Origin of the sequence: Caenimonas sedimenti (assembly GCF_007833165.1) — a bacterium.
GTDB lineage: Bacteria > Pseudomonadota > Gammaproteobacteria > Burkholderiales > Burkholderiaceae_C > Ramlibacter > Ramlibacter sedimenti.
In genome coordinates, this window is the sequence record NZ_VOBQ01000012.1 from 240,634 (window position 1) to 265,055 (window position 24,422).

24 protein-coding genes are annotated in these 24,422 nt (G+C 69.2%); 11 read left to right on the forward strand and 13 right to left on the reverse strand.

The features are described 5' to 3' along the window. Nucleotides 1–140 precede the first annotated feature (140 nt). Nucleotides 141–848 carry a c-type cytochrome gene (locus FN976_RS15955; protein ID WP_145894024.1) on the reverse strand — a complete coding sequence of 236 codons (708 nt, stop codon included), beginning with the start codon at nucleotides 846–848 and terminating at the stop codon, nucleotides 141–143. Nucleotides 849–941: 93 nt separating this feature from the next. Between FN976_RS15955 and yihA the strand changes: the two genes are divergently transcribed. Further along, nucleotides 942–1,631 (forward strand): ribosome biogenesis GTP-binding protein YihA/YsxC, encoded by a 690-nt coding sequence (gene yihA / locus FN976_RS15960; RefSeq protein WP_145894025.1) that lies wholly within the window; start codon nucleotides 942–944, stop codon nucleotides 1,629–1,631. Continuing rightward, a complete protein-coding gene (locus tag FN976_RS15965; RefSeq protein ID WP_145894026.1) occupies nucleotides 1,628–2,518 on the forward strand; it encodes an alpha/beta fold hydrolase in 891 nt (296 codons plus the stop codon). Before yihA ends, FN976_RS15965 begins: the two co-directional genes overlap by 4 nt. Here FN976_RS15965 and FN976_RS15970 read toward each other — a convergent pair. Continuing rightward, nucleotides 2,512–3,378 (reverse strand): LpxL/LpxP family acyltransferase, encoded by an 867-nt coding sequence (locus FN976_RS15970; RefSeq protein ID WP_145894027.1) that lies wholly within the window; start codon nucleotides 3,376–3,378, stop codon nucleotides 2,512–2,514. The genes FN976_RS15965 and FN976_RS15970 overlap by 7 nt on opposite strands. Beyond that, nucleotides 3,375–4,199: a lysophospholipid acyltransferase family protein gene (locus FN976_RS15975; protein ID WP_145894028.1), complete on the reverse strand. Its 825-nt coding sequence runs from the start codon at nucleotides 4,197–4,199 to the stop codon at nucleotides 3,375–3,377. The genes FN976_RS15970 and FN976_RS15975 overlap by 4 nt, the downstream gene beginning before the upstream one ends. A 136-nt stretch (nucleotides 4,200–4,335) precedes the next feature. Between FN976_RS15975 and metK the strand changes: the two genes are divergently transcribed. Further along, nucleotides 4,336–5,517 (forward strand): methionine adenosyltransferase, encoded by a 1,182-nt coding sequence (gene metK, locus FN976_RS15980; protein WP_145894029.1) that lies wholly within the window; start codon nucleotides 4,336–4,338, stop codon nucleotides 5,515–5,517. Nucleotides 5,518–5,577: 60 nt separating this feature from the next. Here metK and FN976_RS15985 read toward each other — a convergent pair whose 3' ends face one another. Continuing rightward, nucleotides 5,578–6,444, reverse strand: coding sequence for a hypothetical protein (locus FN976_RS15985; RefSeq protein ID WP_145894030.1), 867 nt, complete (start codon nucleotides 6,442–6,444; stop codon nucleotides 5,578–5,580). Further along, complete coding sequence (locus FN976_RS15990) at nucleotides 6,441–6,935, reverse strand: hypothetical protein (RefSeq protein WP_145894031.1); 495 nt, start codon at nucleotides 6,933–6,935, stop codon at nucleotides 6,441–6,443. Before FN976_RS15990 ends, FN976_RS15985 begins: the two co-directional genes overlap by 4 nt. A gap of 217 nt (nucleotides 6,936–7,152) precedes the next feature. Between FN976_RS15990 and FN976_RS15995 the strand changes: the two genes are divergently transcribed. Both FN976_RS15995 and ligD read left to right on the forward strand, forming a co-directional pair. Then, nucleotides 7,153–8,148, forward strand: coding sequence for a PA2169 family four-helix-bundle protein (locus FN976_RS15995; protein ID WP_145894032.1), 996 nt, complete (start codon nucleotides 7,153–7,155; stop codon nucleotides 8,146–8,148). Continuing rightward, entirely contained in the window at nucleotides 8,141–10,720 is a 2,580-nt protein-coding gene (ligD, locus tag FN976_RS16000; protein WP_145894033.1) for a DNA ligase D, read from the forward strand. The genes FN976_RS15995 and ligD overlap by 8 nt, the downstream gene beginning before the upstream one ends. Here the strand turns inward: ligD and FN976_RS16005 are convergent. Then, entirely contained in the window at nucleotides 10,710–11,402 is a 693-nt protein-coding gene (locus FN976_RS16005; RefSeq protein WP_145894034.1) for a hypothetical protein, read from the reverse strand. The genes ligD and FN976_RS16005 overlap by 11 nt on opposite strands. Before the next feature lie 158 nt (nucleotides 11,403–11,560). Between FN976_RS16005 and FN976_RS16010 the strand changes: the two genes are divergently transcribed. Together FN976_RS16010 and FN976_RS16015 are read left to right on the forward strand one after the other, a co-directional pair. Then, nucleotides 11,561–13,438 (forward strand): DUF294 nucleotidyltransferase-like domain-containing protein, encoded by a 1,878-nt coding sequence (locus FN976_RS16010; RefSeq protein ID WP_145894035.1) that lies wholly within the window; start codon nucleotides 11,561–11,563, stop codon nucleotides 13,436–13,438. Next, a complete protein-coding gene (locus FN976_RS16015) occupies nucleotides 13,435–14,082 on the forward strand; it encodes a 3'-5' exonuclease (RefSeq protein ID WP_145894036.1) in 648 nt (215 codons plus the stop codon). The genes FN976_RS16010 and FN976_RS16015 overlap by 4 nt, the downstream gene beginning before the upstream one ends. 60 nt (nucleotides 14,083–14,142) lie before the next feature. On the opposite strand, the gene glmS is transcribed toward FN976_RS16015, so the two are convergent. After that, complete coding sequence (glmS, locus tag FN976_RS16020; RefSeq protein WP_145894037.1) at nucleotides 14,143–15,987, reverse strand: glutamine--fructose-6-phosphate transaminase (isomerizing); 1,845 nt, start codon at nucleotides 15,985–15,987, stop codon at nucleotides 14,143–14,145. Nucleotides 15,988–16,110: 123 nt separating this feature from the next. Between glmS and FN976_RS16025 the strand changes: the two genes are divergently transcribed. Beyond that, nucleotides 16,111–16,617, forward strand: coding sequence for an Lrp/AsnC family transcriptional regulator (locus tag FN976_RS16025; RefSeq protein WP_145894038.1), 507 nt, complete (start codon nucleotides 16,111–16,113; stop codon nucleotides 16,615–16,617). A gap of 7 nt (nucleotides 16,618–16,624) precedes the next feature. On the opposite strand, the gene glmU is transcribed toward FN976_RS16025, so the two are convergent. After that, entirely contained in the window at nucleotides 16,625–18,028 is a 1,404-nt protein-coding gene (glmU, locus tag FN976_RS16030; RefSeq protein ID WP_145894039.1) for a bifunctional UDP-N-acetylglucosamine diphosphorylase/glucosamine-1-phosphate N-acetyltransferase GlmU, read from the reverse strand. Between the two features lie 18 nt (nucleotides 18,029–18,046). Here glmU and FN976_RS16035 point away from each other — a divergent pair, with 18 nt between their 5' ends. Further along, nucleotides 18,047–18,922, forward strand: coding sequence for a DUF6279 family lipoprotein (locus FN976_RS16035; RefSeq protein ID WP_145894040.1), 876 nt, complete (start codon nucleotides 18,047–18,049; stop codon nucleotides 18,920–18,922). Next, entirely contained in the window at nucleotides 18,919–20,067 is a 1,149-nt protein-coding gene (locus FN976_RS16040) for an MFS transporter (protein WP_145894041.1), read from the forward strand. The genes FN976_RS16035 and FN976_RS16040 overlap by 4 nt, the downstream gene beginning before the upstream one ends. On the opposite strand, the gene FN976_RS16045 is transcribed toward FN976_RS16040, so the two are convergent. From FN976_RS16045 to FN976_RS16065, 5 genes are all read right to left on the reverse strand, one after another. Next, nucleotides 20,064–20,381, reverse strand: coding sequence for a hypothetical protein (locus FN976_RS16045; RefSeq protein ID WP_145894042.1), 318 nt, complete (start codon nucleotides 20,379–20,381; stop codon nucleotides 20,064–20,066). The two genes, FN976_RS16040 and FN976_RS16045, sit on opposite strands and share 4 nt — an antisense overlap. 112 nt (nucleotides 20,382–20,493) lie before the next feature. Beyond that, nucleotides 20,494–21,483: an MBL fold metallo-hydrolase gene (locus tag FN976_RS16050; protein WP_145894043.1), complete on the reverse strand. Its 990-nt coding sequence runs from the start codon at nucleotides 21,481–21,483 to the stop codon at nucleotides 20,494–20,496. A 67-nt stretch (nucleotides 21,484–21,550) separates the two neighbouring features. Continuing rightward, nucleotides 21,551–22,057 carry a gluconokinase gene (locus FN976_RS16055; RefSeq protein ID WP_145894044.1) on the reverse strand — a complete coding sequence of 169 codons (507 nt, stop codon included), beginning with the start codon at nucleotides 22,055–22,057 and terminating at the stop codon, nucleotides 21,551–21,553. After that, nucleotides 22,054–22,659, reverse strand: coding sequence for a TetR/AcrR family transcriptional regulator (locus FN976_RS16060; RefSeq protein ID WP_145894045.1), 606 nt, complete (start codon nucleotides 22,657–22,659; stop codon nucleotides 22,054–22,056). The genes FN976_RS16055 and FN976_RS16060 overlap by 4 nt, the downstream gene beginning before the upstream one ends. An 87-nt stretch (nucleotides 22,660–22,746) precedes the next feature. Continuing rightward, nucleotides 22,747–23,262: a DUF2917 domain-containing protein gene (locus FN976_RS16065; RefSeq protein ID WP_145894046.1), complete on the reverse strand. Its 516-nt coding sequence runs from the start codon at nucleotides 23,260–23,262 to the stop codon at nucleotides 22,747–22,749. 156 nt (nucleotides 23,263–23,418) lie between these two features. On the opposite strand from FN976_RS16065, the gene FN976_RS16070 reads away from it, so the two are divergent. Continuing rightward, nucleotides 23,419–24,402 carry a LysR substrate-binding domain-containing protein gene (locus tag FN976_RS16070; RefSeq protein WP_145894047.1) on the forward strand — a complete coding sequence of 328 codons (984 nt, stop codon included), beginning with the start codon at nucleotides 23,419–23,421 and terminating at the stop codon, nucleotides 24,400–24,402. Nucleotides 24,403–24,422 lie beyond the last annotated feature (20 nt).

Below are 24,422 nucleotides of genomic sequence, written 5' to 3' on the forward strand. Positions count from 1 at the left end.
CGGTGGTTGCTGGCGGGGGCGAGGGCCTCGGTGCTGGCGGTCACGGGTCGGGGTGCGAAGGGGAGGAAGTAAAAAGGCGGGCCCTCCTGCGAGGCGCCCGCCTTGTTTGGTGTCTGGGTCCGGCGGTTAGTTCAAGAGTTTCAGCGCAGACCGGCGACGTAGTCGGCCACGGCGCGGATTTCACGGTCGTTCAACTTGCGGGCGACCTGCGTCATCTGCAGGCTGTTCTTGCGGGCGCCATCGCGGAAAGCGGTCAGCTGGCCGGCCGTGTAGTCGGCATGCTGGCCGCCCAGGCGGGGGTACTGCGCCGGGATGCCGGCGCCGTTCGGGCTGTGGCAGCCCGCGCAGGCGGCGACCTGCCGCTCGGCGATGCCGCCGCGGTAGATGCGCTCGCCCATGGCGACCAGTTCCTTGTCCCGCGCGAAACCGGCCTTGGACTTCCTCGAACCCAGGAAGGCCGAGATGTTCTTCATGTCCGCGTCGGTCAGCTGCGCGGCGAAGCCCTGCATGATGGGGCTCGGTCGCTTGCCGCTCTTGAATTCCTGCAGCTGCTTGACCAGGTAGTCGGGGTGCTGCTGCGCGATCTTGGGGTTGGCCGGCGTGCCGGAGTTGCCGTCCGCGCCATGGCAGGCCGCGCAGGTCGCGGTGTACTTGGCTTCGCCGGCGGCGAGGTCGACCTTGGCCACCGGGGCGGGCGCGGCGGGAGCTGCAGCACCTGCGGCCGCGGGCGGGGCCGAAGCGGCGGGAGCGGCGGCAGCTGCAGCCGGTGCGGCAGCCTGCTGGGCCGCGGACGGGAGCGCAAGGACGGCCAGCGCGGCGGCCAGCAGCAGGGTAGCGGGCGACTTCATGACGATTGTTCGGTTTCCGGGGCGCAAAACCCTGGGATTCTACAATGACCCTCCTTCCGCCCCTCTCGCCGAACTTCCCCGGCCTCCCCTTCCATGACTTCCCCGCCGGGCCCGCCCCGCCCCGCTGCCACACCCGCGGCAAATTCCGCCGCCACTCCCGAGGCGCTGGCCATGGGCTGGATGCACACCGCCCGCTTCCTCACCACCGCACCGCGGCTGGAGTTCCTGCCGGTGCACGACGCGCCCGAGATCGCCTTCGTCGGCCGTTCGAACGCCGGCAAGTCGACCTGCATCAACACCCTGACCCAGCAGAAGCGCCTGGCCTTTGCCTCCAAGACTCCTGGCCGCACCCAGGCCATCAACCTGTTCTCGCTCGGCAAGCAGGGCATCACCGACGCCGTGCTGGCCGACCTGCCGGGTTACGGCTACGCGGCCGTGCCGAAGGCGGACAAGATCCGGTGGCAGGAGGTGATGGCGAACTACCTGATGACCCGGGACAACCTGAAGGGCGTGGTGATGCTCTGCGACCCCCGCCATGGCCTGACCGAGCTCGACGACATCCTGCTGGAAGTCATCCGCCCGCGCGTCGAAGCCGGCATGCGGTTCCTGGTGCTGCTCACCAAGGCCGACAAGCTGAACCGGTCGGAGGCCAACAAGGCGCTGTCGATTGCGCGACTGCAGGCCGGCGGCGGCGATGTGAAACTGTTCTCCGCCCTCAAGCGGCAGGGCGTGGAGGAAACTGCCCTCCGGCTCTGGCAGTGGACCCATCCCGAAACCGAATGATCGAAACCTTCCAGCAGGCCCTGCCCCACGGCATCACCCTGAGCGTGCGTGCCGCCGGCGAACGCGGCCGCCCGGTGCTCATGTTCCTGCACGGCTTCCCCGAGGCGGCTTTCGTCTGGGACGTGCTGCTGGAGCACTTCTCGCGGCCCGAAAACGGCGGCTACCGCTGCGTGGCGCCCAACCTGCGCGGCTTCGAACGGTCTTCGCAGCCGGCAGAGGTGGCCGCCTACCGCCCGAAGCACATCGTGCAGGACATCGCCGCGCTCATCGCCACCGAGGGCGGGCGGCTGGATTGCCTGGTGGCGCACGACTGGGGCGGCGCCGTCGCCTGGAGCCTGGTCAACCAGCAGCCCGCGCTCGCGAAACGCCTGGCCATCATCAACTCGCCGCACCCTGGCACCTTCCTGCGCGAGCTGAAGTCCAACCCGCGCCAGCAGGAAGCCAGCGCCTACATGAACTTCCTCGTCCGGCCGGACGCGGAAGCGATCCTGCGCGAGAACGACTACCAGCGCCTGTTCAAGTTCTTCTCCAACGGCGGCGGCGGCGAGTGGCTGACCGATGCCGTCAAGCAGCAATACCGCGAGGTCTGGGACGCGAGTCTCACGGGTGGCTGCAACTACTACCGCGCATCGCCGCTGCGCCCGCCACGCCCCGAGGATCCCGCGGCGGCCGCCGTCACGCTCCCACGCGAAATGCTCACCATCGCCGTCCCCACCTTCGTGCTCTGGGCGATGAACGACATCGCGCTGCCACCGGAGTTGATCGATGGACTGGACGACTACATCGCCGACCTGACGCTGGAGCGGGTGCCCGGGGCCACGCACTGGATCATTCACGAGCGGCCCGCTTTCGTCGCGGAACGGCTGGCCCATTTCCTCGCTCAGTAGACGCCCGGTTCACCTTCCGGACGGGTCTTGAACCGCTTGTGGACCCAGTAGTACTGGGACGGCATCTCGTCGACGTAACTTTCCAGCCGGCGGTTCATGAGCGCCGTGTCGGCCTCGGGGTCCTCCGAAGGGAAGCCGGTCCAGGCCGGCAACAGGCGCACCTCGTAGCCGGAAGGGGTCATGCGGGTGATCAGCGGCACGACCTTCGCGCGGCACAGGCGCGCGAAGCGGGACAGCGATGGCACCGTCGCCGCCTGCACGCCGTAGAACGGCACGAAGATCGACTCCTCCGGGCCGAAGTTCATGTCCGGCAGCAGGTAGAGGACGCCCCCCTTGCGCACCACCGACACGATGTCGCGCACGCCCTCGGCGCGGCTGACCGGCCGGGCGTCGCCGAACCGGAAGCGGCCACGCAAGACCCAGGCATCGATGACCGGATCGCTCTGGCGGGTGTAGATGCCGATGACGCTGCGCGGGATTTGCTGCGTCACGGCCGTCACGCCGGCGTCGAGACCCACGAAATGCGGGCAGAACAGGATGACCGGCTCCTTGCCGTCCATCTCGTTCACGGCACCCGTGACCATCAGCCGGCTGCGCACGGTCTCCGTGTCCGCATGCCAGAGCCAGGCCCGGTCGAACCAGGCCTGGGCGACGTTCACGAACACCTGGCGGGCCACGGCCCGGCGTTCGGCCTCGCTCCATTGCGGGAAGCAGAGCCGCAGGTTCACATCCACCACCTTGCGGCGCGGCACGACGACCAGGTAGAGCAGCAGGCCGACGGCATGTCCGAAGGCGCGGACCCACGGCAGCGGCAGCGGCGCGATCAGCCGCATGAAGAGGATGCCGAGGCGGCTGATCACGCCGCCCCCGCCTCGCGCGGCTGCTTGTAGCGTGCGTAGCCCCAGAGGTACTGGCCCGGGCACTCGCGCACCAGGGCCTCCATGTTCTCGTTCAACTGCCTGGCTGCCGCGGCTGGGTCCACCGGCTGCTCGCCCACCCAGTCGCGGACATGGATGCAATAGCCCTGCCCGCGGGGCAGGCGCTCGCCCCAGAACAGCAGCAGCGGGGCCCCCGTCTGCTGCGCGAGCCGCCCCGCCAGTGTCATGGTGTAGGCCGGGCTGCCGAAGAACGGCGCCCAGACCCCGAGGCCGTGGGGCGGAACCTGGTCCGGCAGCAGGCCGATGGCTTCGCCCGCGCGCAAGGCCTTCAGCATCTGGCGCACGCCGGGCAGCGTGGCGGGCGCCGCGCTCAGGTTCGGCCGGTTGCGCGCGGTGTCGACCAGCTCGCGCAGCCAGGCCTTGCGGGCGGGCCGGTACAGCACGGTGATGTGGCCGAAGCGTGCACCGAACGCTTGCGCCGTGACCTCGAAACACCCCAGGTGTGGCGTGAGGCAGACGACACCGCGACCGAGTGCACGGGCGGCCAGGATGCGTTCCTCGCCCTCCCAGCGCACCGGCGGGGTGTATCCGAACCACAGGCGCGGCACCTCGCCGAGCAGCTTGCCCGCTTCGGCGACAGCGGAACGGACCTCGCGCCAGGCGTAGCCAGCCTGGGCCGCGTTGGCCAGGAACCGGCGCCGGTAGGTCGGCGAGGCCAGGAAAGCCAGCCAGCCCAGGACCGCGCCGACGGCGTGGAGCAGGGGCAGCGGCCACGCGGCCAGGGATTGGAAGAGTCTTTTCACCCGCAGTAGAATCCGTGGGTCGCCGAGTTATTGGAACTACTTGCAGGGCGACGTTAAAGAACTTCTGCTAAAGCGTTCGCCCCCGCTCCGGCAAAGGCAACGCGCCTTTCGCAATTCATCAACGGAGTGTATTCAAATGGCGAACGACTTCCTTTTCACGTCCGAATCCGTGTCCGAAGGCCACCCTGACAAGGTGGCGGACCAGGTGTCCGACGCGATCCTCGACGCGATCTTCAAGCAGGACCCCCGCAGCCGCGTGGCGGCCGAGACGTTGTGCAACACCGGCCTGGTGGTGCTGGCGGGCGAAATCACCACCAACGCGCACGTCGACTACATCCAGGTCGCGCGCGACACCATCAAGCGCATCGGCTACGACAACACCGAGTACGGCATCGACTACAAGGGCTGCGCGGTCATGGTCTGCTACGACAAGCAGTCCAACGACATCGCCCAGGGCGTGGACCATGCGTCCGACGACCACCTGAACACCGGCGCCGGCGACCAGGGCCTGATGTTCGGCTATGCCTGCGACGAAACGCCGGTGCTGATGCCCGCGCCGATCTATTACGCGCACCGCCTCGTCGAGCGCCAGGCCCAGCTGCGCAAGGACGGCCGCCTGCCCTTCCTGCGGCCGGACGCCAAGAGCCAGGTCACCATGCGCTACGTCGACGGCAAGCCGCACAGCATCGACACCGTCGTGCTGTCTTCGCAGCATGCGCCCGAGATGAGCGACGGCAGCAAGATGAAGGCCGAGTTCAACGAGGCCGTGATCGAGGAGATCATCAAGCCCGTGCTGCCCAAGGAGTGGCTGAAGGAAACCCGCTACCTGATCAACCCCACCGGCCGCTTCGTCATCGGCGGCCCGCAGGGCGACTGCGGCCTCACCGGCCGCAAGATCATCGTCGACACCTACGGCGGGGCCTGCCCGCACGGCGGCGGCGCGTTCTCGGGCAAGGACCCGTCGAAGGTGGACCGTTCGGCCGCCTATGCGGCGCGCTACGTCGCCAAGAACATCGTGGCGGCCGGCCTGGCGCGCCAGTGCCAGATCCAGGTCGCGTACGCGATCGGCGTCGCGCGGCCGATGAACGTGACCGTCTACACGGAAGGCACGGGCGTGATGCCCGACCACAAGATCGCCGAGCTGATCAACGAGCACTTCGACCTGCGCCCGAAGGGCATCATCCAGATGCTCGACCTGCTGCGCCCGATCTACGAGAAGAGCGCCGCTTATGGGCACTTCGGCCGCGAAGAGCCGGAGTTCACCTGGGAGCGGACGGACAAGGCCGCCGCGCTGCGCGCTGCCGCCGGCCTGCGCTGAGCAGCGCTCGCTCCAGACAAAAAGCCGGGTCGCCCCGGCTTTTTTCTTTGGCGCAGCGCCTCAGTTCATTGCCGTCTGTTGCCGCTCGTACTCCTGCCGCTTCATGGTGACGTAGGTCGAGCGGTCCATCTCGTGCAACTGCTTCGGGTACCGTTCGGTCGCGCTGAACCAGGACTGGATCCGCTTTTCGTTGCGCTGGTCGGCCGGGGCATCGAGCGTCTCCAGGTACGAATCGATCGCGAGGTAGTAGCGCATCGCGTTGCGCTCGACCGCCCCGCGCACGCCCCCGGTGAGCACGGGCTGGCCGTTGGCGTCCTTCGACATGCTGAAGCCGACCTTGCTGGCCCCCGCCGTGGACAGGTAGGTCTGCATCGCCATGCGTCCCACGGTCCCGTACCCGTAGGAATAGCTCAGGTGCAGGAAGGTCTTGCCGGCCTCCAGCGGAATCGCGGACACGGTGATGCGGTAGTCGCGCGTGCCGATCGGGCCTTCAGGCGCGTTCAGGCGCGTCTCGAAGTAGTCCTTGCCCACGATCTGGTTGCGGAACCCGAAGCTGAGCTTGAACGCCTGTTCGGCCGGCTGGTTGTACTTGCGGCCGATGCGCACCTGCAGCTGGTCGCCCCCCGCGTGGCAGTACTTGGTGTTGAACGGCAGGATCATGATGTCGCACCATGCCGCCGGCTCCTTCAGGGCCTGGCTGACCTTGACGAACGGGTGGTCGAGCACCGCGTAGACGTCGCCCTGCAGCACGTTGGGACTTTCCGTCGAGTCGATGTGCAGCGCACGCTGGTAGTTGTTGTTGCGCAGTTCGTCGCGCAGGTCCGCGTGGCGGGCGCGCAAGCTCGCCGCGTCGGCGTGCACGGGCAAGGCAGGCAAGGCGAAGGCGGAGGCGGCGGCGAGCGCCGCCAGCCAGCGAAATGATTTCATGCGTGATTCCTGTGATGCGAAGAGGCGTCCGCGTCGGCGTCGCCGGCCGGTTCGGCTTCGGTGGTCTGGCCCGCGCCGACTTCCGACTCTTCCTCGAGGAAGGCCTGGACGTCGAGCTGGATGCCACCCATGAAGAGCGAATGGGGCGCCACCAGGTAGAGGTAGCGGCCGCGGGGATTCAGGTGGAGCCGCATGCGCAGCCGCGGGTTCGCCACCGCTTCCCAGGCGCGGATGAGGCGGGCACGCACCAGGTTGTCCGGACACTGGAGGAACTTCAGCTTGTGGTAGTTGGTGGACAGGCTGACCGCGTCCAGGTACCAGCCGGAACTCTTGTTGCGCGCCAACAGGTTGGACGACAGGTCCACCTCGAGCGTGAGCACGTTGTCGACCACTTCGAGCTGCAGGTTGCGCCCGAGCAAGCCCCCATTCGCCTCGCCGTACTTGTAAGTGAGGTGCAGATGCGAGGGCGTCTTGCGGAGGGAATATTTCATGGGGGACCTGCAACGCGAGAGTGCTTGATGCACCAGCCGCCCGGTGTAGGACGTTGCAGTTTTCCCCTGTGAGCGGGCTCAGCCTTGCCAGCGGCGCGCGGGGTGCGCGTGCTCCTACAGGCACTAGCGGCTCGCCGCCTACGCACTGGCTGGGCCAGCTTTTCGAAGATGGGGCAAGCAACTTTCCACTCACCCACCACTCGCAAGGAGCGATGCCATGGCCGCCGATGAACGTGAAGAACAGGACTTGAACCGCGACCCGATCACCGAGGAACCGGGGGCGCACCCGGTGGGCACCGGGATCGGCGCGACGGGCGGCGCGGTCGCCGGAGCGGCCGCCGGCTCGCTGGCGGGGCCGGTCGGGGCCGCGGTGGGCGGTGTCGTGGGTGCCGTGGTCGGCGGGCTGGCGGGCAAGGCCGCGGCTGAATCCGTGAACCCGACCGCAGAGGAAGCCTTCTGGAAGGAGAACTTCGAGAAGGAGTCCTACTACGAAGCCGGCCGCACTTTCGACGACTACGGCCCGGCCTACCGCCTGGGACTGTCGGGACGCTCGCGCTTCGAAGACCCTTGGACCCACGTCGAACCGCGACTCGGCTCCGAATGGGACACGGCGCGGGCCGGTTCCACGCTGGACTGGGAGCGCGCCCGGCCGGCCTCCCAGGCCGCCTGGCAAAGGGTCGATGACCAGGTGCGCTATGGCGGCGCGAGCACCGGCGCCGCGGCGGCGGTCGGGAGCCTGCAATCGGCTGGCGACAACAGCGGCGACCGCGCGGACACCCTCGACGTGCTGAAGGAACTCGTGGAGTGCTGCAAGGATGGCGAATATGGGTTCCGCGAATGCGCCGAGCAGGCCAAGCGGCAAGACCTCAAGACCCTGTTCCTGCAGCGTGCCGACGACTGCCGCTCGGCCGCGCAGGAGCTCAACGGGCTGGTGCGCGATTGCGGTGGCCAACCCGAGGACGGCGGCAGTGCCATGGGCGCGCTCCACCGCGGCTGGGTGTCCGTGAAGGCCACCCTCGGCACCTACGACGACAAGGCCGTGCTGGAAGAGTGCGAGCGCGGCGAAGACAACGCCAAGGCGCGCTACAAGAAGGCGCTCGAGAAGAACCTGCCGGCCAACGTGCGCCAGGTGGTGGAGCGCCAGATGCAGGGCGTGCAACGCAATCACGACCAGGTGAAGGCTTTGCGCGACCAGCTCCGGGCGAATGGCTAAGGACGACAGGGCACACAGCGCCCTGAAGACCTACCGCGAGAAGCGCAAATTCGACGCCACGCCCGAGCCTGCGGAGGGCGGGCTGGCGAACGAAGACGCGCCCTCCTTTGTCGTCCAGAAGCACTGGGCGACCCGCCTGCACTACGACTTCCGGCTGGAACTCGACGGCACCATGAAGAGCTGGGCCGTCCCCAAGGGGCCCAGCTTCGACCCGGCCGACAAACGCATGGCGATGCCGACCGAGGACCACCCGATCGCCTACAACCGCTTCGAGGGCACGATCCCCGCAGGCAACTACGGCGCGGGCAAGGTCATCATCTGGGACAAGGGCACCTGGCATCCACTGGAAGACCCGCGCAAGGGCTACAGGGACGGCAAGCTCAAGTTCGAGTTGCGTGGCCACAAGCTGCACGGGCACTGGACGCTCGTGCGGATGAAAGGCCGGGGCGATCGCGGCAAGGATCCCTGGCTGCTGATCAAGGAACGCGATGGCTCCGCCCGGCCCGCGCTCGAGTACAGCGTCGTGGACGAAATGCCGGACAGCGTGAAAGACCAGGAAGACCGGCCGTCCGCACGCGGCGGCGCGCCAGCTGTCGCAGGGGCCGCCGCACCGGCCGCCACGCGCGTTGCGCGGGACGGCCCGCCCGAAGGCGCCCGGCCCGCCACATTGCCCAAGGAGTTGCAGCCCGAACTGGCCACCCTGGTCGATGCCCCGCCCGCTGATCCGCAGAACTGGCTGTTCGAGATCAAGTTCGACGGCTACCGCATGCTGGCACGCGCCGAGGCCGGACGCGTCCAACTGATCACCCGCAACGGCAACGACTGGACCGCGCGCTTGCCGGCGCTCGAGCAGGCCCTGCGCGCGATGGACCTGCCCGACGGCTGGTACGACGGCGAGATCATCATGCCCGGCACGCACGCGCCGGCCGACTTCCAGGCGCTGCAGGGCGCGTTCGACAGTGCCCGCACCGCCGACATCGTCTACTACCTGTTCGACGTGCCCTACTGCGCGGGCCAGGACCTGCGCGCGGTCCCGCTGGTGGAACGCCGCGCCGTGCTGCAGCGCATCGTCGAGCGCAAGCCGCAGGACAAGGTGCGCTTCAGCGAAGTGTTCGATGCCCCGGTCGCCGAGATGCTGCAGTCCGCCTGCAAGCTGGGGCTGGAGGGCGTCATCGCCAAACGGCGCGACTCACGCTATTCGACCCGGCGTTCGCCGGACTGGCTGAAGCTCAAGTGCGGGCAGCGGCAGGAGTTCCTGATCGGCGGCTACACCGATCCCAAGGGTTCGCGCACCGGCATCGGGTCGCTGCTGCTGGGCGTGCACGACAAAGAGGGCAAGCTGCAATACGCCGGCAACGTCGGCACCGGGTTCAACGAACGGTCGCTGCGCGAACTGCGCGAGCGGCTGGATGCGCTGGCGGTGGATAAGAGCGCGTTCCAGGGGGGCGTGGGCCTGCCGCGCGCGGCGCATTGGGTCCGCCCGGAGCTGGTTTGCGAAGTGGCCTTCGGCGAATGGACGCGCGAAGGCAAGGTGCGGCATGCCGTGTTCCACGGCCTGCGCGACGACAAGCCGCCGCGGGCCATCGGCCGCGAACCGGTGCAGCATGCGCCCGCGCCGTCGAGGCAGACACCGCGGAACGCAACGGCTGCCGCCGCGCCATCGACTGGCCAGGTGGCGGCTGCGGGCTTGCCGTCGAACCTGCGCATCAGCAGCCCCGACCGCGTGGTGGACCCGCAAAGTGGCCTGAAGAAGATCGACCTGGTGCGCTACTACGCCCTGGTCGCGCCGCTGATGATGGAACACCTGCGCGGCCGGCCGGTCTCGCTGGTGCGCGCGCCGGACGGGATCACCGGCCAGCTGTTCTTCCAGAAGCACCTGGAGCGCTACAAGATGGCCGGCGTGGCACCACTGGATCCGGCGTTCTTCCCTGGCCACGCGGCCATGCTGGAGATCGCCGCGCCGGAAGGCCTGCTGTCGGCGGCGCAGATGAACGTGATCGAGTTCCACACCTGGAACGGCGTCAAGAGCGGCATGACCAAGCCTGACCGGATGACCTTCGACATCGACCCGGGAGAAGGGGTCGAGTGGCCACAGATCCAGGAGGCCGCGCAGCTCGTGCACGCGCTGCTGGAGGAACTGGGCCTGCCTTCGTTCCTGAAAACCAGCGGCGGCAAGGGCCTGCACGTGGTGGTGCCGCTGCGCAAGCAGCACGACTGGGACACGGTGAAGGATTTTTCGCAGGCGGTCGTGCAGCACCTCGCCCGGACGCTGCCGGACCGCTTCGTCGCCAAGAGCGGGCCAAAGAACCGGGTTGGCCGGATCTTCATCGACTACCTGCGCAACGGCTACGGTGCGACGACCGCCGCGGCCTGGTCGGCGCGGGCCCGGCCGGGGCTGGGCATTTCGGTGCCCGTGCGCTGGGACGAACTGGCCGGGCTGAAGAGCGGCGCGCACTGGAGCGTCGCCACGGTCCACCAGCGTCTCGACCAGGGCAACGCGCCCTGGGCGGACTACGAAAGCAGCCGCGGCAGCCTGGGCGCCGCCATGAAGAAGCTGGGATTCAAGCCTTAGGCGCCGCCGCGGCCCAGGGAAACAGCAGGCGCAAGCCGGCGTCTGCGCGCTGGACCTCCACCCTTTCGGAGGCGGCGAGCGCCTGCAAGTCACCCCAGGTGAGCACGCGGTAGTTCCGCTCCGACGGAAATCCGCGCTCGCCCTGGTTCGCTTTCACCGACAGCACGATGGTGACGCCGGCCTCCCCGGCTTCCGCGCCCAGCACCAGGTCCGCGGGAGGAGGCTCGTGGTCGGTCGCGTACACCAGCGCGGCGGTGAGCAGCGTGCGGAAAGCGGAGCGGCGCACCTCCCCCGCCAGTTCCGGCACCTGGTTGCGCAGCGAGTAGCCGCGAAAGCTCAGGCTGGTGGCGAGCAGCGAGGCGCACTCGCGCGCGCCTTCCGGCACGGACGTGCGCGCTGTCGCGTCGGGAGCCAGCCAGCCGACGACGTCGAGGCAGGAGTTGAGGGCGGCGCGAGCGAAACCGTTGATCTTGCCGGCGCTTTCCTGGATGTTCGCAAGGTCCGGCACGGGGACGCGCAGGCGCCGCTCCATGACCTCGTAGATCATGCCGATCGGCTGCAGGTTGACCACCAGGTGGTGGCGCATGGAAGGCGCCAGGCGGCGCAACAGCGCATAGCGCGCGGCTTCGGCCTCGGCGGAGACCACGGCGGCGTCGGCCGTGGGCGGTTCGGATGCCAGCATAGGTTCAGAGTATTTCACGCCCTGGGGTGTGTCAACGCGGCCGCGGCAAGGAACAAAGTGTTACCGCGATACCGCAGAGCCTCGAGCCGTCCAGGCGAACCGGCGCCGTGCTCATCCGAAAGACCACGGCCCCGCGTGCGCCGTGCCTAGAATGGTCCATGGTGCCGTCACCCAGCCTGCTCGCCCAGTTCCGGGACGAGCTGCGGCGCCGGCCGCCTTTCGACCGCATGGACGAGCCGGCCCTCGACTTCTTCACCACGCACGCCCAGCAGGTGTACGTGGCCCCGGGTGAAGTGCTGGCGGAGCCGGCGAACGGTCCCGCGCAGGCTCTCTTCTATATCCGCGAGGGCGCCGTCACCGGCAGCGGGCCGGCGGACACCGCCGGCGGACCCGATGCCATCTCGTACGAAGCCGGTGACCTGCTGGCGGCCGGCGCGGCGCTGGCCGGCCGCGCGGTGACGCGGACCTACCGCGCGACACAGGACACCTTTGCGCTGGCACTGCCCGTGGCGGCGCTGCGCGAGCTGGCGTCCACCAGCGCGGAATTCGCCGCCTACCTGAACCGGCGCTTCGCGGAGGACCTCGCGCGAACCGGGCGGGCGCTGCAGGAAGCGAGCTGGTCGCGCACCGTCGACGAACAGTCATTGGAAACACCGCTCGGCGAGCTGACGCGCAGGGCGCCGGTGAGCTGCGCCCCGGACACCCCGCTGCGTGAAGTGCTGGGCCGCATGCAGGCGGAGCGCATCGGCTCGATGCTGGTGACCGATGCGGCCGGCGCGCCGCTCGGCATCTTCACGCGGCACGACGTGCTGGACCGTGTGGCGCTCCCCGGCATCGCGCTGGATTCACCAGTGCGCGCCGTCATGAGCAGCCCGGTGCACGCGCTGCCGGCGGAGGCGACCGCGCACGAGGCGGCACTCACGATGAGCCGCCACGGCATCCGCCACCTGCCGGTGGTGCGGGACGGCCGGGCGGTCGGGCTCGTTTCCGAGCGCGACCTGTTCGCGCTGCAGCGCCTGAGCCTGAAGGGCGTGAGCGGCCGGTTGCGCGCAGCGCCTGACGTCGCGGCCCTGGCGGCGGGGGCCGCCGAGATCCGCCGTTTCGCCCGGCTCTTGCTCGGCCAGGGCGTGAGCGCGCGCCATGCCACCGGAATGATCAGCCACCTGAACGACGTGCTGACCGCGCGCCTGGTGGCGCTGGAGGCGGCGCGCCATGGTGTCGATGCCACGCGCGTGTGCTGGCTGGCGCTCGGCTCGGAAGGACGGGGCGAGCAGACCATCGCGACCGACCAGGACAACGCGCTGGTGCTGGCGGAAGACTTCCCCGCGCAGGAGCGGGCCGCGGTCCTGGCGTTCGCGCAGGCAGTCAACCACGGGCTCGACGCCTGCGGTTATCCGCTTTGCAAGGGCGGTGTGATGGCCGGACAGCCGGCCATGTGCCGCACCTTGCCGGAGTGGCGCACGGCCTTCTCTGGCTGGATGGCACACGGTGGACCGGAGGACCTGCTGGCCGCCGCGATCCACTTCGACCTCCGGCCGATCGCCGGCGACGACGCGCTGGCCGGTGCCTTGCGCGAGCACGTGGGGCGGGCGGCGCGCGGCAACGCGCGTTTCCTGAAGCAGATGGCGCTCAACGCCCTGGACCGGCGCGTGCCGCTCGACTGGCGCGGCGCGATCGCGCCCGACGCGCGTGGCGGGGTGGACCTGAAGCTGCAGGGGGCGGCCATCTACACCGAAGCCGCGCGCATCTATGCGCTGGCCCTGGGCGTGGCGGCCACCGGCACGCGCGAACGGCTGCTCGCCGCGGGCGCCGCCCTCGGCGTGCCGGCGGGGGAAAGCCAGTCCTGGGCTGGCGGTTTCGACTTCGTCCAGTCGCTGCGCCTGCGGGCGCAGATGGACGCGGGCGAGAACACCGCCGCGCAGCCGAATCACGTCCGGCTCGACACCTTGAGCGACCTGGAACGCCGCACGCTGAAGGAGGCGCTGCGCATCGCGAAACTGCTGCAGCAGCGGCTGCGCCTGGACTACGACCGGTGACGCTGCTTTCCCGCCTGTGGCGGCCGGCCCGGCCGGCCCGGGTCGACGAGGCACGCTGGGTGGTGGTCGATCTCGAAACCACCGGCCTGGACCCCGCGCGGGATGCGCTGGTGGCGATCGGCGCCGTCGCGGTCCGTATCGACCGCGTGACGCGGCAGGCCAGCATCCTGCCGGGCGACAGCTTCGAGTCGATCGTGCGGCCGGAGCACTTGTCGGCGGACCGGGCGAACATCCTGCTCCACGGCATCGGCTGGCAGCGCCAGCGGGAGGGCCGGCCGGCCGGCACCGCGCTGGCCGATTTCGCCGCCTACGTCGGCGCTTCGCCCTTGCTGGCCTTTCACGCGGCATTCGACCGGGAGGTGCTGCAGCGCGCCCTGCGCAGCCAGCGGGCTCCCGAGTTGGCAAACCCGTGGGCCGACATCGAATTCCTGTGTGCCGTCACCTTCGGCGAAATCCCGGGCGGCACGCTGGACGCCTGGCTCGAGCACTTCGGGCTCCACTGTCCCCGCCGCCATGAAGCCACCGCCGACGCCCTGGCGGAAGCCGAACTGCTGCTGCGCGTGTGGCCGCGGCTGAGGGCGGAGTGCGCGGGCTGGGACGACGTCGTGCGGCTGGCGCGGCGGCGGCAGTGGCTGCGGCGGTAGCGCGCCCGTTCCAGGACGTGGATGGGCTTGCTGGGCGGCGCCTTCGTGCCGCCCGGCCGGTCACTCCACCGTCACGCTCTTCGCCAGGTTCCGCGGCTTGTCGACGTCGGTCCCTCTTGCGCACGCCGTGTGATACGCCAGCAACTGCAGAGGCACCACGTGCAGCAGCGGGCTGAGCGCCCCATAGTGCTCCGGCATGCGGATCACGTGGATGCCTTCGCTGCTCTCGATGCGGGAATCGGCGTCGGCCAGCACATAGAGCACGCCGCCTCGCGCACGCACCTCCTGCATGTTGCTCTTCAGCTTCTCCAGCAGGGTGTCGTTGGGCGCCACCGTCACCACCGGCATCTCGCTGGTCACCAGCGCGAGCGGGCCATGCTTCAGTTCACCGGCGGGGTAGGCCTCGGCGTGGATGTAGCTGATCTCCTTCAGCTTCAGCGCGCCTTCCAGCGCGATGGGGTAGTGCAGGCCCCGGCCCAGGAACAGCGCGTTCTCCTTGCCCGTGAAGTCCTGCGCCCAGGCGATGAGCTGCGGCTCCAGCGCCAGCACCGCGGCCAGGGCCACCGGCAAGTGGCGCATCGCCTTCAGGTGTTCGGCTTCCTGCGCGTCCGTGAGGTGGCCACGTGACTGCGCCAGCGCCAGCGTCAGCAGGAACAGGCCCGCCAGCTGCGTCGTGAACGCCTTGGTCGAGGCGACGCCGATCTCCACGCCGGCGCGCGTGAGGTACGCCAGCTTGCATTCGCGCACCATCGCCGAGGTGCCGACGTTGCAGATGGTCAGCGTGTGCTCCATGCCGAGCGAGCGCGCGTGCTTCAGCGCTGCGATCGTATCGGCGGTCTCGCCGGACTGGCTGATCGTGACGACCAGCGTGCGCGGATTGGGGACGCTGGTGCGATAGCGGTATTCGCTGGCGATCTCCACCTGCGTGGGGATGCGCGCGATGTCCTCCAGCCAGTACTTGGCGGTGCAGCCGCTGTAGTAACTCGTGCCGCAGGCCAGGATCAGCACGTTGTCGATCTGCTTGAACACCGTGTGCGCGCCGTCACCGAACAGCTCCGGCATGATGCTTTCGACCCCCTGCAGCGTGTCGGCGATCGCGCGCGGCTGCTCGAAGATCTCCTTCTGCATGTAGTGCCGGTAGGGCCCGAGTTCGGCCGCGCCGCTGTGGGCATGCACCGTCTTCACGGGGCGGGTCACCGCCTTGTGCGCGCGGTCCACGATCCAGGTGCGGCCCAGCTGCAGGTCGACGACGTCGCCTTCTTCCAGGTAGACGATCTGGTCGGTCACGCCGGCCAGTGCCATCGCGTCGCTCGCCAGGAAGTTCTCGTCCTTGCCGACGCCCAGCACCAGCGGCGAGCCGTAGCGCGCGCCGATCACGCGGTTGGGTTCGTCCTTGCAGAACACCGCGATCGCATAGGCCCCGTGCAGCTGGCCGACGGCGGATTTGACTGCCTCGAAGATGTCCCCGTCGTAGAGGCTGTCGATCAGGTGGCTGATCACCTCGGTGTCGGTCTGGCTGGTGAAGCGGTAGCCCTTGGCCTTCAGCGCGGCGCGCAGTTCGTCGTGGTTCTCGATGATGCCGTTGTGGACCAGCGCGACGCGGCCCGGCCCATGGGCGGCGTTCTCGCCGGGGCCGTGGCTGAAGTGCGGGTGCGCGTTGTGCACGGCGGGCGCGCCGTGGGTCGCCCAGCGGGTGTGCGCGATGCCGGTCGAGCCCGCGATGTGTTCCCCGCGGACCTGTTCCAGCAGTTCGGCCACCCGGGAGGTGCTCCGCGCCCGCCTGAGGCCGTCGGCATAGACGGCGACCCCGCACGAGTCGTAACCGCGGTATTCGAGCCGCTGGAGCCCTTGCACCAGGATGGGGACGATATCGCGGGTGGAAACCGCGCCGACGATGCCGCACATGGGAATGCCTTTCTTTGATGGGATCGACTCTAGGCGCCAGTTCGTGGAATATGGGTTCTTAATTGATCAGAATATGGAATAATTGAACTATTCGATGACTATGTGATTTTAAATTCCATCATCATGGACATTTCGGAAGAATTGAGCCTCGATGCGATCGACTTGACGATCCTCGCGCAACTGCAGGAAGACTGCTCGATGAGCAATCTCGAACTCGCAGCCCGCGTCCATGTCTCGCCGCCCACCTGCTTGCGGCGTGTGAAACGCCTGCGCGACGCGGGGCTGATCGAGCGGCAGGTCGCGTTGCTGAACCCCGAGCGGGTGGCTCGCGCCCTCGGCCAGGGGCTGGAGGCCATCGTGGAAATCTCGCTGGACCGCCAGGGCGCAGAAGAGCAGGAAGCTTTCGAAGCGCGCGTCAGCGCCGACGACGCCGTGCAGCAGTGCTACCGCGTGTCGCCCGGCCCCGATTTCGTGCTGGTGGTCCGCGCCCGCGACATGCCGGACTACCTGGCGCTCGCCCAGCGCCTGTTCACCAGCGACGCCAATGTGCGCAACGTCAAGGCGTTCTTTTCGGTGCGCCGCGCCAAGTTCCAGCCGCGCGTCGGGCTGGAGCCTGCCGCGCGCCGCTAAACCCGCGCTACGGCTTGGGGGCCTTCTTCGGGCGTTCCCAGTTGGCGATGCTCGCCTGCCGCGCCCGCGCGACGGAGAGTGCGCCCGCCGCCGTGTTCTTGTTGATCACGGACCCCGCGCCCACCGTGCCGCCGGCCGCCACTGTGACCGGCGCAACCAGCACGCAGTTGCTGCCCACGTGCACGTCGGCCTCGATCACGGTGCGGTGCTTGTTCGCGCCGTCGTAGTTGGCGGTGATGCTGCCGGCCCCGTAGTTCACCCGCTCACCGACCGTCGCGTCACCCAGGTAGGCCAGGTGGTTGGCCTTGGCCCCGCGCGCGAGCGTGCTGTTCTTCACCTCGACGAAATTCCCGATGTGGACCTCGGCGCCCAGTTCAGCGCCAGGCCGCAGCCGGGCGAACGGACCGATCAGGGCGCCCTCGCCCACCGTCACGCCGGCCTTCTCGCCGTCGATGTGCGTGAACGCATGGATCACCGCGCCGGCGGCGATGCGCGCATTCGCGATGACGCAGTTCGCGCCGATCCGAACGCCATCGCCCAGCTCGACCCGCCCCTCGAACACGCAATTGACGTCGATCTCCACGTCCTGCCCGCAGGCCAGCGTGCCGCGCAGATCGAAGCGGGCCGGATCGGCGAGGCGCACGCCCTGCTCCATCAGCGCATGTGCCTGCCGCCGCTGGAACGCGCGTTCCAGTTCGGCCAGCTGCACCGGGCTGTTGACGCCATCGACCTCCACGCCATCCGCGGCCAGACTGGCGACGACCTGCTGGCCGTCCGCGACCGCGAGCTTCACGATGTCGGTGAGGTAGTACTCGCCCTGCGCGTTGTCGTTGGTCAGGCGCGCCAGCCAGCGCTTCAGCAGCGCAGAAGGCACCGCCATGAAGCCGGTGTACACCTCGGTGATGCGGCGCTGTTCGGCGCTCGCATCCTTGTGTTCGACGATGGCGCGCACCTCGTCGCCTTCGCGCACGATGCGGCCGTAGCCCGCCGGATCCTTCATCTCCACCGTCAGCAGCGCGAGCCGCGCGCCGCCCGATCGTTCCACCAGCGCCTGCAGCGTCTCCGCGCGGATCAGCGGCACGTCGCCATTGAGGATGAGCGCGATGCCGTCGTCCGGCAGCACCGGCACCACCTGCTGCACTGCGTGGCCGGTGCCGAGCTGCGGCTCCTGCCGCACGAAGGTGGGCGTGGCGTGTCCGGCGGCCGCAGCAGTGTGTGCCAGCGAGCCCTCCACCTCGGCCGCGCCATGGCCCGTGATGACGATCACGCGCCGCGCGCCCACGCCCTGGGCGGTGGCAATCACATGGTCGATCAGCGGGCGCCCGCCCAACCGGTGTAAAACCTTGGGCAGACGGCTCTTCATCCGGGTGCCCTTGCCCGCCGCCATCACCACCACATCGACTGCCGCCATGCCTGTCCCTTCCCGCTCATGAAAACCACACGTTCGCGCTTCGCAGGCATTATCGGCGCGCTCGCCATCGCTTTGGCCCTGGCCGGTTGCAGCGCCATCAAGCTGGGCTACAACACCCTGCCCGACCTCGCCTACTGGTGGCTGGACGGCTACGTCGACTTCACGGACGCGCAGACACCGCAGGTGCGGACCGAACTCGCGCGGCTGCACGCCTGGCACCGGCAGGAAGAGCTGCCGCGCCTGGCTGAGATCCTGGGGCGCATGGAACAGCTGGCTGGCGGTTCGATCAAGGCGCCGCAGGCCTGCGCCTTCGTGACGGAGATCCAGGGCCGGCTCAACCTGGTGGCCGAGCGCGCCGAACCGGCGGTGAGCGCGCTCGCGGCCGGCCTTGACGCCAGGCAGCTGCGCCACCTGGAGCGCAAGTACCGGAACAACAACGAGACCTTCCGCAAGGACTGGGTCGAGCTGCCGCCGGCCGAACTGCGGGACAAGCGCTTCCAGCAGGCCGTCGAGCGCGCGGAGATGATCTACGGCAACCTCGAGGAGCCGCAGCGCGCGGTGCTGCGCCAGGGCATCGACCAGTCGATCTTCGATGCCGCCCGCATGCTGGGCGAGCGGCAGCGGCGCCAGCAGGACTTGCTGCAGACCCTGAGGCGCATCCAGGAAGCGCCGGGCGCTCCGGAGGACGGCGCCGCGGCCATCCGGGCGTACCTGCAGCGCGCGCAGCGGTCACCTGACCCGGCGTTCCGCCGCTTGCAGGAGGACCTGGTGCAGGAGACCTGCCGCACTTTCGCGGCGGTGCACGAAAGCACCACGCCCGCCCAACGCGACCAGGCGGTGCGGCGGCTGCGTGCCTACCAGCGCGACCTGCGCGAGCTCGCGGCCCGCCGATGACGCCATCGGCGGCAGGGCTTGCCCTGGTGTGGCGGCTGGGGCTCGCGACGTCGCTCATCGTGCTGGCCTTTTCGATGACGGGGCCGGTGCTGGCGGTGCTGCTCCAGCAGGCCGGGTACGGGACGGCGGTCATCGGCGCCTTCGCGATGCTGCCCTTCCTGCTGATCGGCGCGCTGATCCCGGTGGTGCCCCGGGTGCTGGCCCGCTTCGGCGTGCTGCCCACCTATCGGTGGGGCGCCGCGCTGGAACTGGTGTCCGCCATCGGCTATGCGCTCGGGGATGGCCTCTGGGTTTGGAGCCTCTGCTCGGTCGTGAGCGGCATCGGCGCCGCCGCCTTGTGGAACGCCACGGAAGCGCTGTTGGCCCAGCAGGCACCGCCGGCGATGCGCGGCCGCGTCATGGGCCTTTACCAGACGGCGCTGGGCGCGGCGCTCGCCATCGGACCGTTCGTGCCGGCGATGCTGGGCGGGGATGCGAAGACCACGCTCTGGCTGGCCGCCGTCATGGTGGCGGGCTGCCAGGCGCTGTCGCTGGCCGCGCGGCCTCTGGACAGCGGCGGCGCCACGCCGCACCACGAGGCTGGCACCTGGCGCGCGCTGCGCGACGTGCCTTGGCTGGCCGCGATCGCCTTCACGGGCGGCGTGTTCGAGGCGGGGCTGGGCGCGATCGGCAGCGCCCACGCGTCGGCCACGGGGCGGTCGCTGGCAGCGGCGGCCACCGTCGCGGGCGCCGTCGGCATCGGCAGCTTCCTGTGCCAGTACCCGGCCGGTCTGGCGGCCGATCACTTCCGCATGCGCAACGTCTTCACCGGCGCGGCGTTCGCGCTGCTGCTGGCGAGCATCGCCTTCGGCTTTGTCGGGCAGGTGCCCTGGCTGCTCTGGGCTTGCGGGCTGGTCTGGGGCGGCGTGGGTGGTGCGCTCTACACGCTGACCATGGTGCAGGTGGCGCACGCTTTCGCCGGCCGCGCCACGGCGGGCGGCGCGGCAGCGATGATCACGGGGTACACGCTCGGTGGCAGCATCGGCCCGCTCGCGAGCGGTGCCGTTTTGCAATGGGCCGGGCTGATCGCTCTCGCGGGCACGCTGTCCGCTTTGGCGCTGTTCGCGCTGGCGGCAGCGCGCCGTGCGGCGCCTGTGGACGTTTAGCGCTCGCCCTTGGAGTGCGAGCGGCCTTCGCGCTCGGCCTCTTCCAGTTCACGCGCCTCGGACTCCGAACGCGGCTTGGCGGCTTCGGCATCCGCTTCCACGTCGGCTTTCTGCAAGTAGTCCTTGATGTCCTTCTGGTAGTCGCGGGTGGCTTCGTAGCTGCCCTCGCCCATCTGCTGCTGCGGCTTGCCGTCCTGGGTGCCGGCCTGTTGCTGGCGCTGGAAATCGGTGGCACCGGCGCGCTGCTGCTCGCGGTCGGTGACGCGGGCGGGCTGCTGCTGCAGGCCGCGGGGGGACTTGTTGTCCTGGGGCATGGGTCGGTCTCCTCGGTGGATCGGCGGCCCACCGGGCCGCCTTTGGTCCAGCTTAGAAACTGCGGAGCTTCGCTGTTGTCATCCGCTCCGGCGCAGCGCCGTCAGCCGTGTCCTACGCCTGCAGCGCGGCCCACATTTCCTTGTCCCGCTCGGCCGTCCAGATGCGCGGGTTCTTGATGCCCTTGGCCTCGTCGTAGGCCCGGCTCACGTCGAAGGGCAGGCAGTGCTCGTAGATGAACACGTGACCGAAGACCGGGTCCATGGCCTTGCGCGTGTGCTCCATCGCGGCCTTCAGGTCCATGTTGGCCGCCGCCGCTTCGCGGCCGCAGCGGTACAACGTTTCCACCCAGCGTTGGGTGTAGTCGAGTGCCTTGTTGACCTGCGCGTTGCCCTTCATGGCCTCGCCCCGCCCAGGCACGATGGCCTCGGCCTTCAGGGCGCGCAGCGCTTCCAGCGTGGCCGGCCATTCCTCGAGCTGGGCATCGCCGGTGTACACGCCGGCTTCGAATTCGACCAGGTCGCCAGAAAAGAGCACCTTCTCTTCCTCGACCCAGGCGATGGTGTCACCGCGCGTGTGGCCGTAGCCGGGCGACCACATCTGCACGCGCACGCCGCCGAGGTCGACCGTCAGCCTGCCGGGCACTTCGCCCTTGGTGGCATCACCGCCACCGATCACCATGGTCGGCCAGGTGAGGCCTGGGATGCTCTCGGCATTGCGGAACAGGCGCGGAAAGCGGTCCATCTCGGACTGCATGTCTTCCGCGCCGCGCTCGACGATCAGTTCATAGGTGCCCTGGCTGGCGATCACTTCGGTGGCGCCTTCGGCCACGTAAGCGCTTGCACCCAGCACGCGGACCGCGTGGTAATGGGTGAGCAGGACGTACTTGATCGGCTTGTCGCTCACCTCGCGGATCCGAGCGATCAGGTCTTTCGCCATCGCCGGCGTCGCGGTGGCGTCGCTGACCATGATGAAGCGCTCGCCGATGATGACGCCCGAGTTCGGGTCGCCTTCCGCGGTGTACGCCCAGCAGTGCGGCGACAGCTGTTCGAAGGTGATTTTCTTGTCGGCCAGATCGGCCTGGCTGGCGAATGCTTTGCTCACGCGGAAACTCCTGGGAACGAGCAGGCGATTTTACCTATTCGTAATCGATTACGGATTGTTGAATGGCTTACCGTTCCGCCGCCCGCCCCAGCCAATCCACGGCCTGGTCGACCAGGCGGGCCACGTGGGCCGTGGCATCCACCACCAGCACCCCCGGCTCGCCCGCCGGATCCTGCAGCGCTTCGAACTGGCTGGCCACCAGGCTGGGCGGGTAGAAGTGGTCGGTGCGGGAAGCCACGCGCTCCATCGCCTGGTGCTGGCTCAAGGCCAGGTGCACGAACTTCAGATCGGGCACCGCCTCGCGCAGCCGCACCCGGTACGCCACCTTGAGCGCCGAGCAGGTCAGCACGGCGCCTCCCGGATGCGCGCACAGTTCTTCGGCCAGGCGCGCGAGCCAGCCTGCGCGGTCGTTGTCGTCGAGCGGCAGGGCCTGGCGCATCTTTTCGATGTTGGCCGCCGGGTGGAAGTCATCGCCCTCGATCAGCGGCACGCCGAGGCGGGCCGCCAGCAAGGCCCCGACCGCGGATTTCCCGCAGCCCGCGACGCCCATGATGACCACGTGCACCCGGTTCATGCCGCCGGCGCCAGCCCGCGCTCCAGCAGGGCGATGACTTCCTCGGCGAATGCCGGGTAGCTCATCGCGCCACCGGGGCGCAGCCAGGTGAAGGTCCAGTTGATCATGCCGAACAGCATCATGGTCAGCGCGGTCTGGTTGCGCGCGTCCAGCCGGTGCGGATAGGCCCGGGTGAGGAAACGCGTGACCGCCGAAACCACGTCGCGCTGCCGGTCCAGGATCAGTTCCCGCTGCGCCTCGCCCAGGAACTTGGTGTCATGCAGCAGCGCGATGTGCCGGGTCGCCGAGTGTTCGTATTCGTCCAGGAAGGTGCGGATCAGCTCGTGCAGCGCGGCGCGCTCGTCCAGGCTGCGCCGCTGTGCCGTCGCCTCGGCCTGGCCGATCAGCGCCAGCAGCCGCTGCGTGTAGCGGTCCAGCAGGTCGAACAGGATGGCTTCCTTGCTGTCGTAATAGTGATACAGGCGTGCCTTGGAGGTGCCGCAAGACGCCGCGATGTCGTTCATGCTGGCCGCGGGATAGCTGCGCTCGGCAAAGCATTGGGCCGCGATGTCCAGGATCTCGTCGCGCCGGAACTCGTGTTGCAGGGACTTGGGGCGCGCCATGCGGCGATTATGGGCATGCGCCCGCTGGCTCCATGAAAAAGGCGCGCGCCGCGGGAAGCGGCGCGCGCCTGGCAGCGAGGGCCGGGTTCAGCCCATGGCACCGTGCGCGCCGCAACTGGCCATGCGGCCCCGCGGGGCGCTGCGGACGGGCACCAGGTCGACCACCAGGTGGCCGACCCCCACCGCCAGCCGGCCCAGCGCGCGCAGGCCCAGCGCCACGGCCATGCGCAGGTCGGCCAGCGGCTGCCGCACGCCGGCGAACCTGATGCGCCGGGCGGCGGCGGCAGGCACGGCCACCGGGGCCAGCACCGGGTCCCAGCTGAAATAGGCGGCGCCGGTCTTGTTCCAGGACTCGATGACGACGCGCTGTCCCGCCTGCACCCACATCGAACGGCCCACCTCGAGGATGTGGTCGCCGGAATCGGTGGGCGAGACCCCATGCGGGCCGTCGAGCGTGGCCCAGACCCGGCCGTGGCCGATGCGCAGGACGCCGTTGGTGGCCGGCCGCAAGGTGATGGCGCGGCCGCGGGCCAGCTTCCAGGTGCCCGGCAGGGCCGTGGCGGGGGAGGCTTGGAGCAGTTGGGCGATCGACGGTGCGGACATGGCGTTTCTCCTGAGGTTTGCTTGAGGGAGTAATCTCTTTTCGGCATTGAATGATCGGCGGCCGGTGCTTGGCAGTCCAATGAATTCGGGCTACCCTATTGATTCCCGATTCGCATCAATGCCCCGGACGCTCCTGACACGGACTGGCAAACTTCCATGCAGCATTCGCAGACCCATTTGCGCAGCCGGCCGATCTCCGCCGGCCACATGCGCGCTTTCGAGGCCGTCGCCCGGCACCTCAACTTCCGCGCCGCCGCGGAAGAGATGGCGCTCACCCAGTCGGCGGTGAGCCGGCAGATCCAGTCCCTGGAAGAAGAAGTGGGGGTGGGCCTGTTCCTGCGCCACACGCGGGCCGTGGAGCTGACCAGCGCCGGCGCGCAACTGCTGATGGCGGTGTCGCAGTCGCTGCCGCGCATCGACAACGCCGTGCGGCAGATCCGCCAGAGCGCGGGCCGTCAGGCGGTGGCCCTCACCACCTTTGCTTCCTTCGCCTCGATGTGGCTGATCCCGCGGCTGGAGCAGTTCCAGCGCGACAACCCGGACATCGACATCCGCATTGATGCGTCGGACAACAAGATGGACCTCGATGTGTCCGACGTCGACATGGCGCTGCGTTACGGCCCCATGGCCAACATGCCGCCGACCGCCGTGCGGCTGTTCGGCGAGCAGCTGACCCCGGTGGTGAGCCCCTGGCTGCTCAAGAGCGGCCCACCGCTCGCAAAGCCGGCGGACCTGGCGCAGTTCACGATCATCGAGGCGGGCGACGCGCACCACACGCACCTGGAATGGCTCACCTGGCGCCGCTGGTTCGACGAGCACGGCCTGTCCAAGCTGCAACCGAAGCGCTGGCTCTATTTCAACTATGCCTACCAGATGGTGCAGGCCGCGCTGACCGGCCAGGGCGTGGTGCTGGCCCGCCTGCCGCTGGTGGCGGAGAGCCTGGCCAACGGCGACCTGATCGAGCCCCTGCCCAAGCTGCGCATGGATTCGCCGATGGCCTACTGGCTGATCGTCGGCCCACGCAGCGCGCAGCGCCCGGAGATCAAGGCCTTCTGCGAGTGGCTGATGGCCCAGAGCAAGATCACCCGCCAGACCATCGGCGAAGTGCCCGACCCGGACACCGTCGATGACATGGATTGATGCGCGCGGCGCGCCGGGTC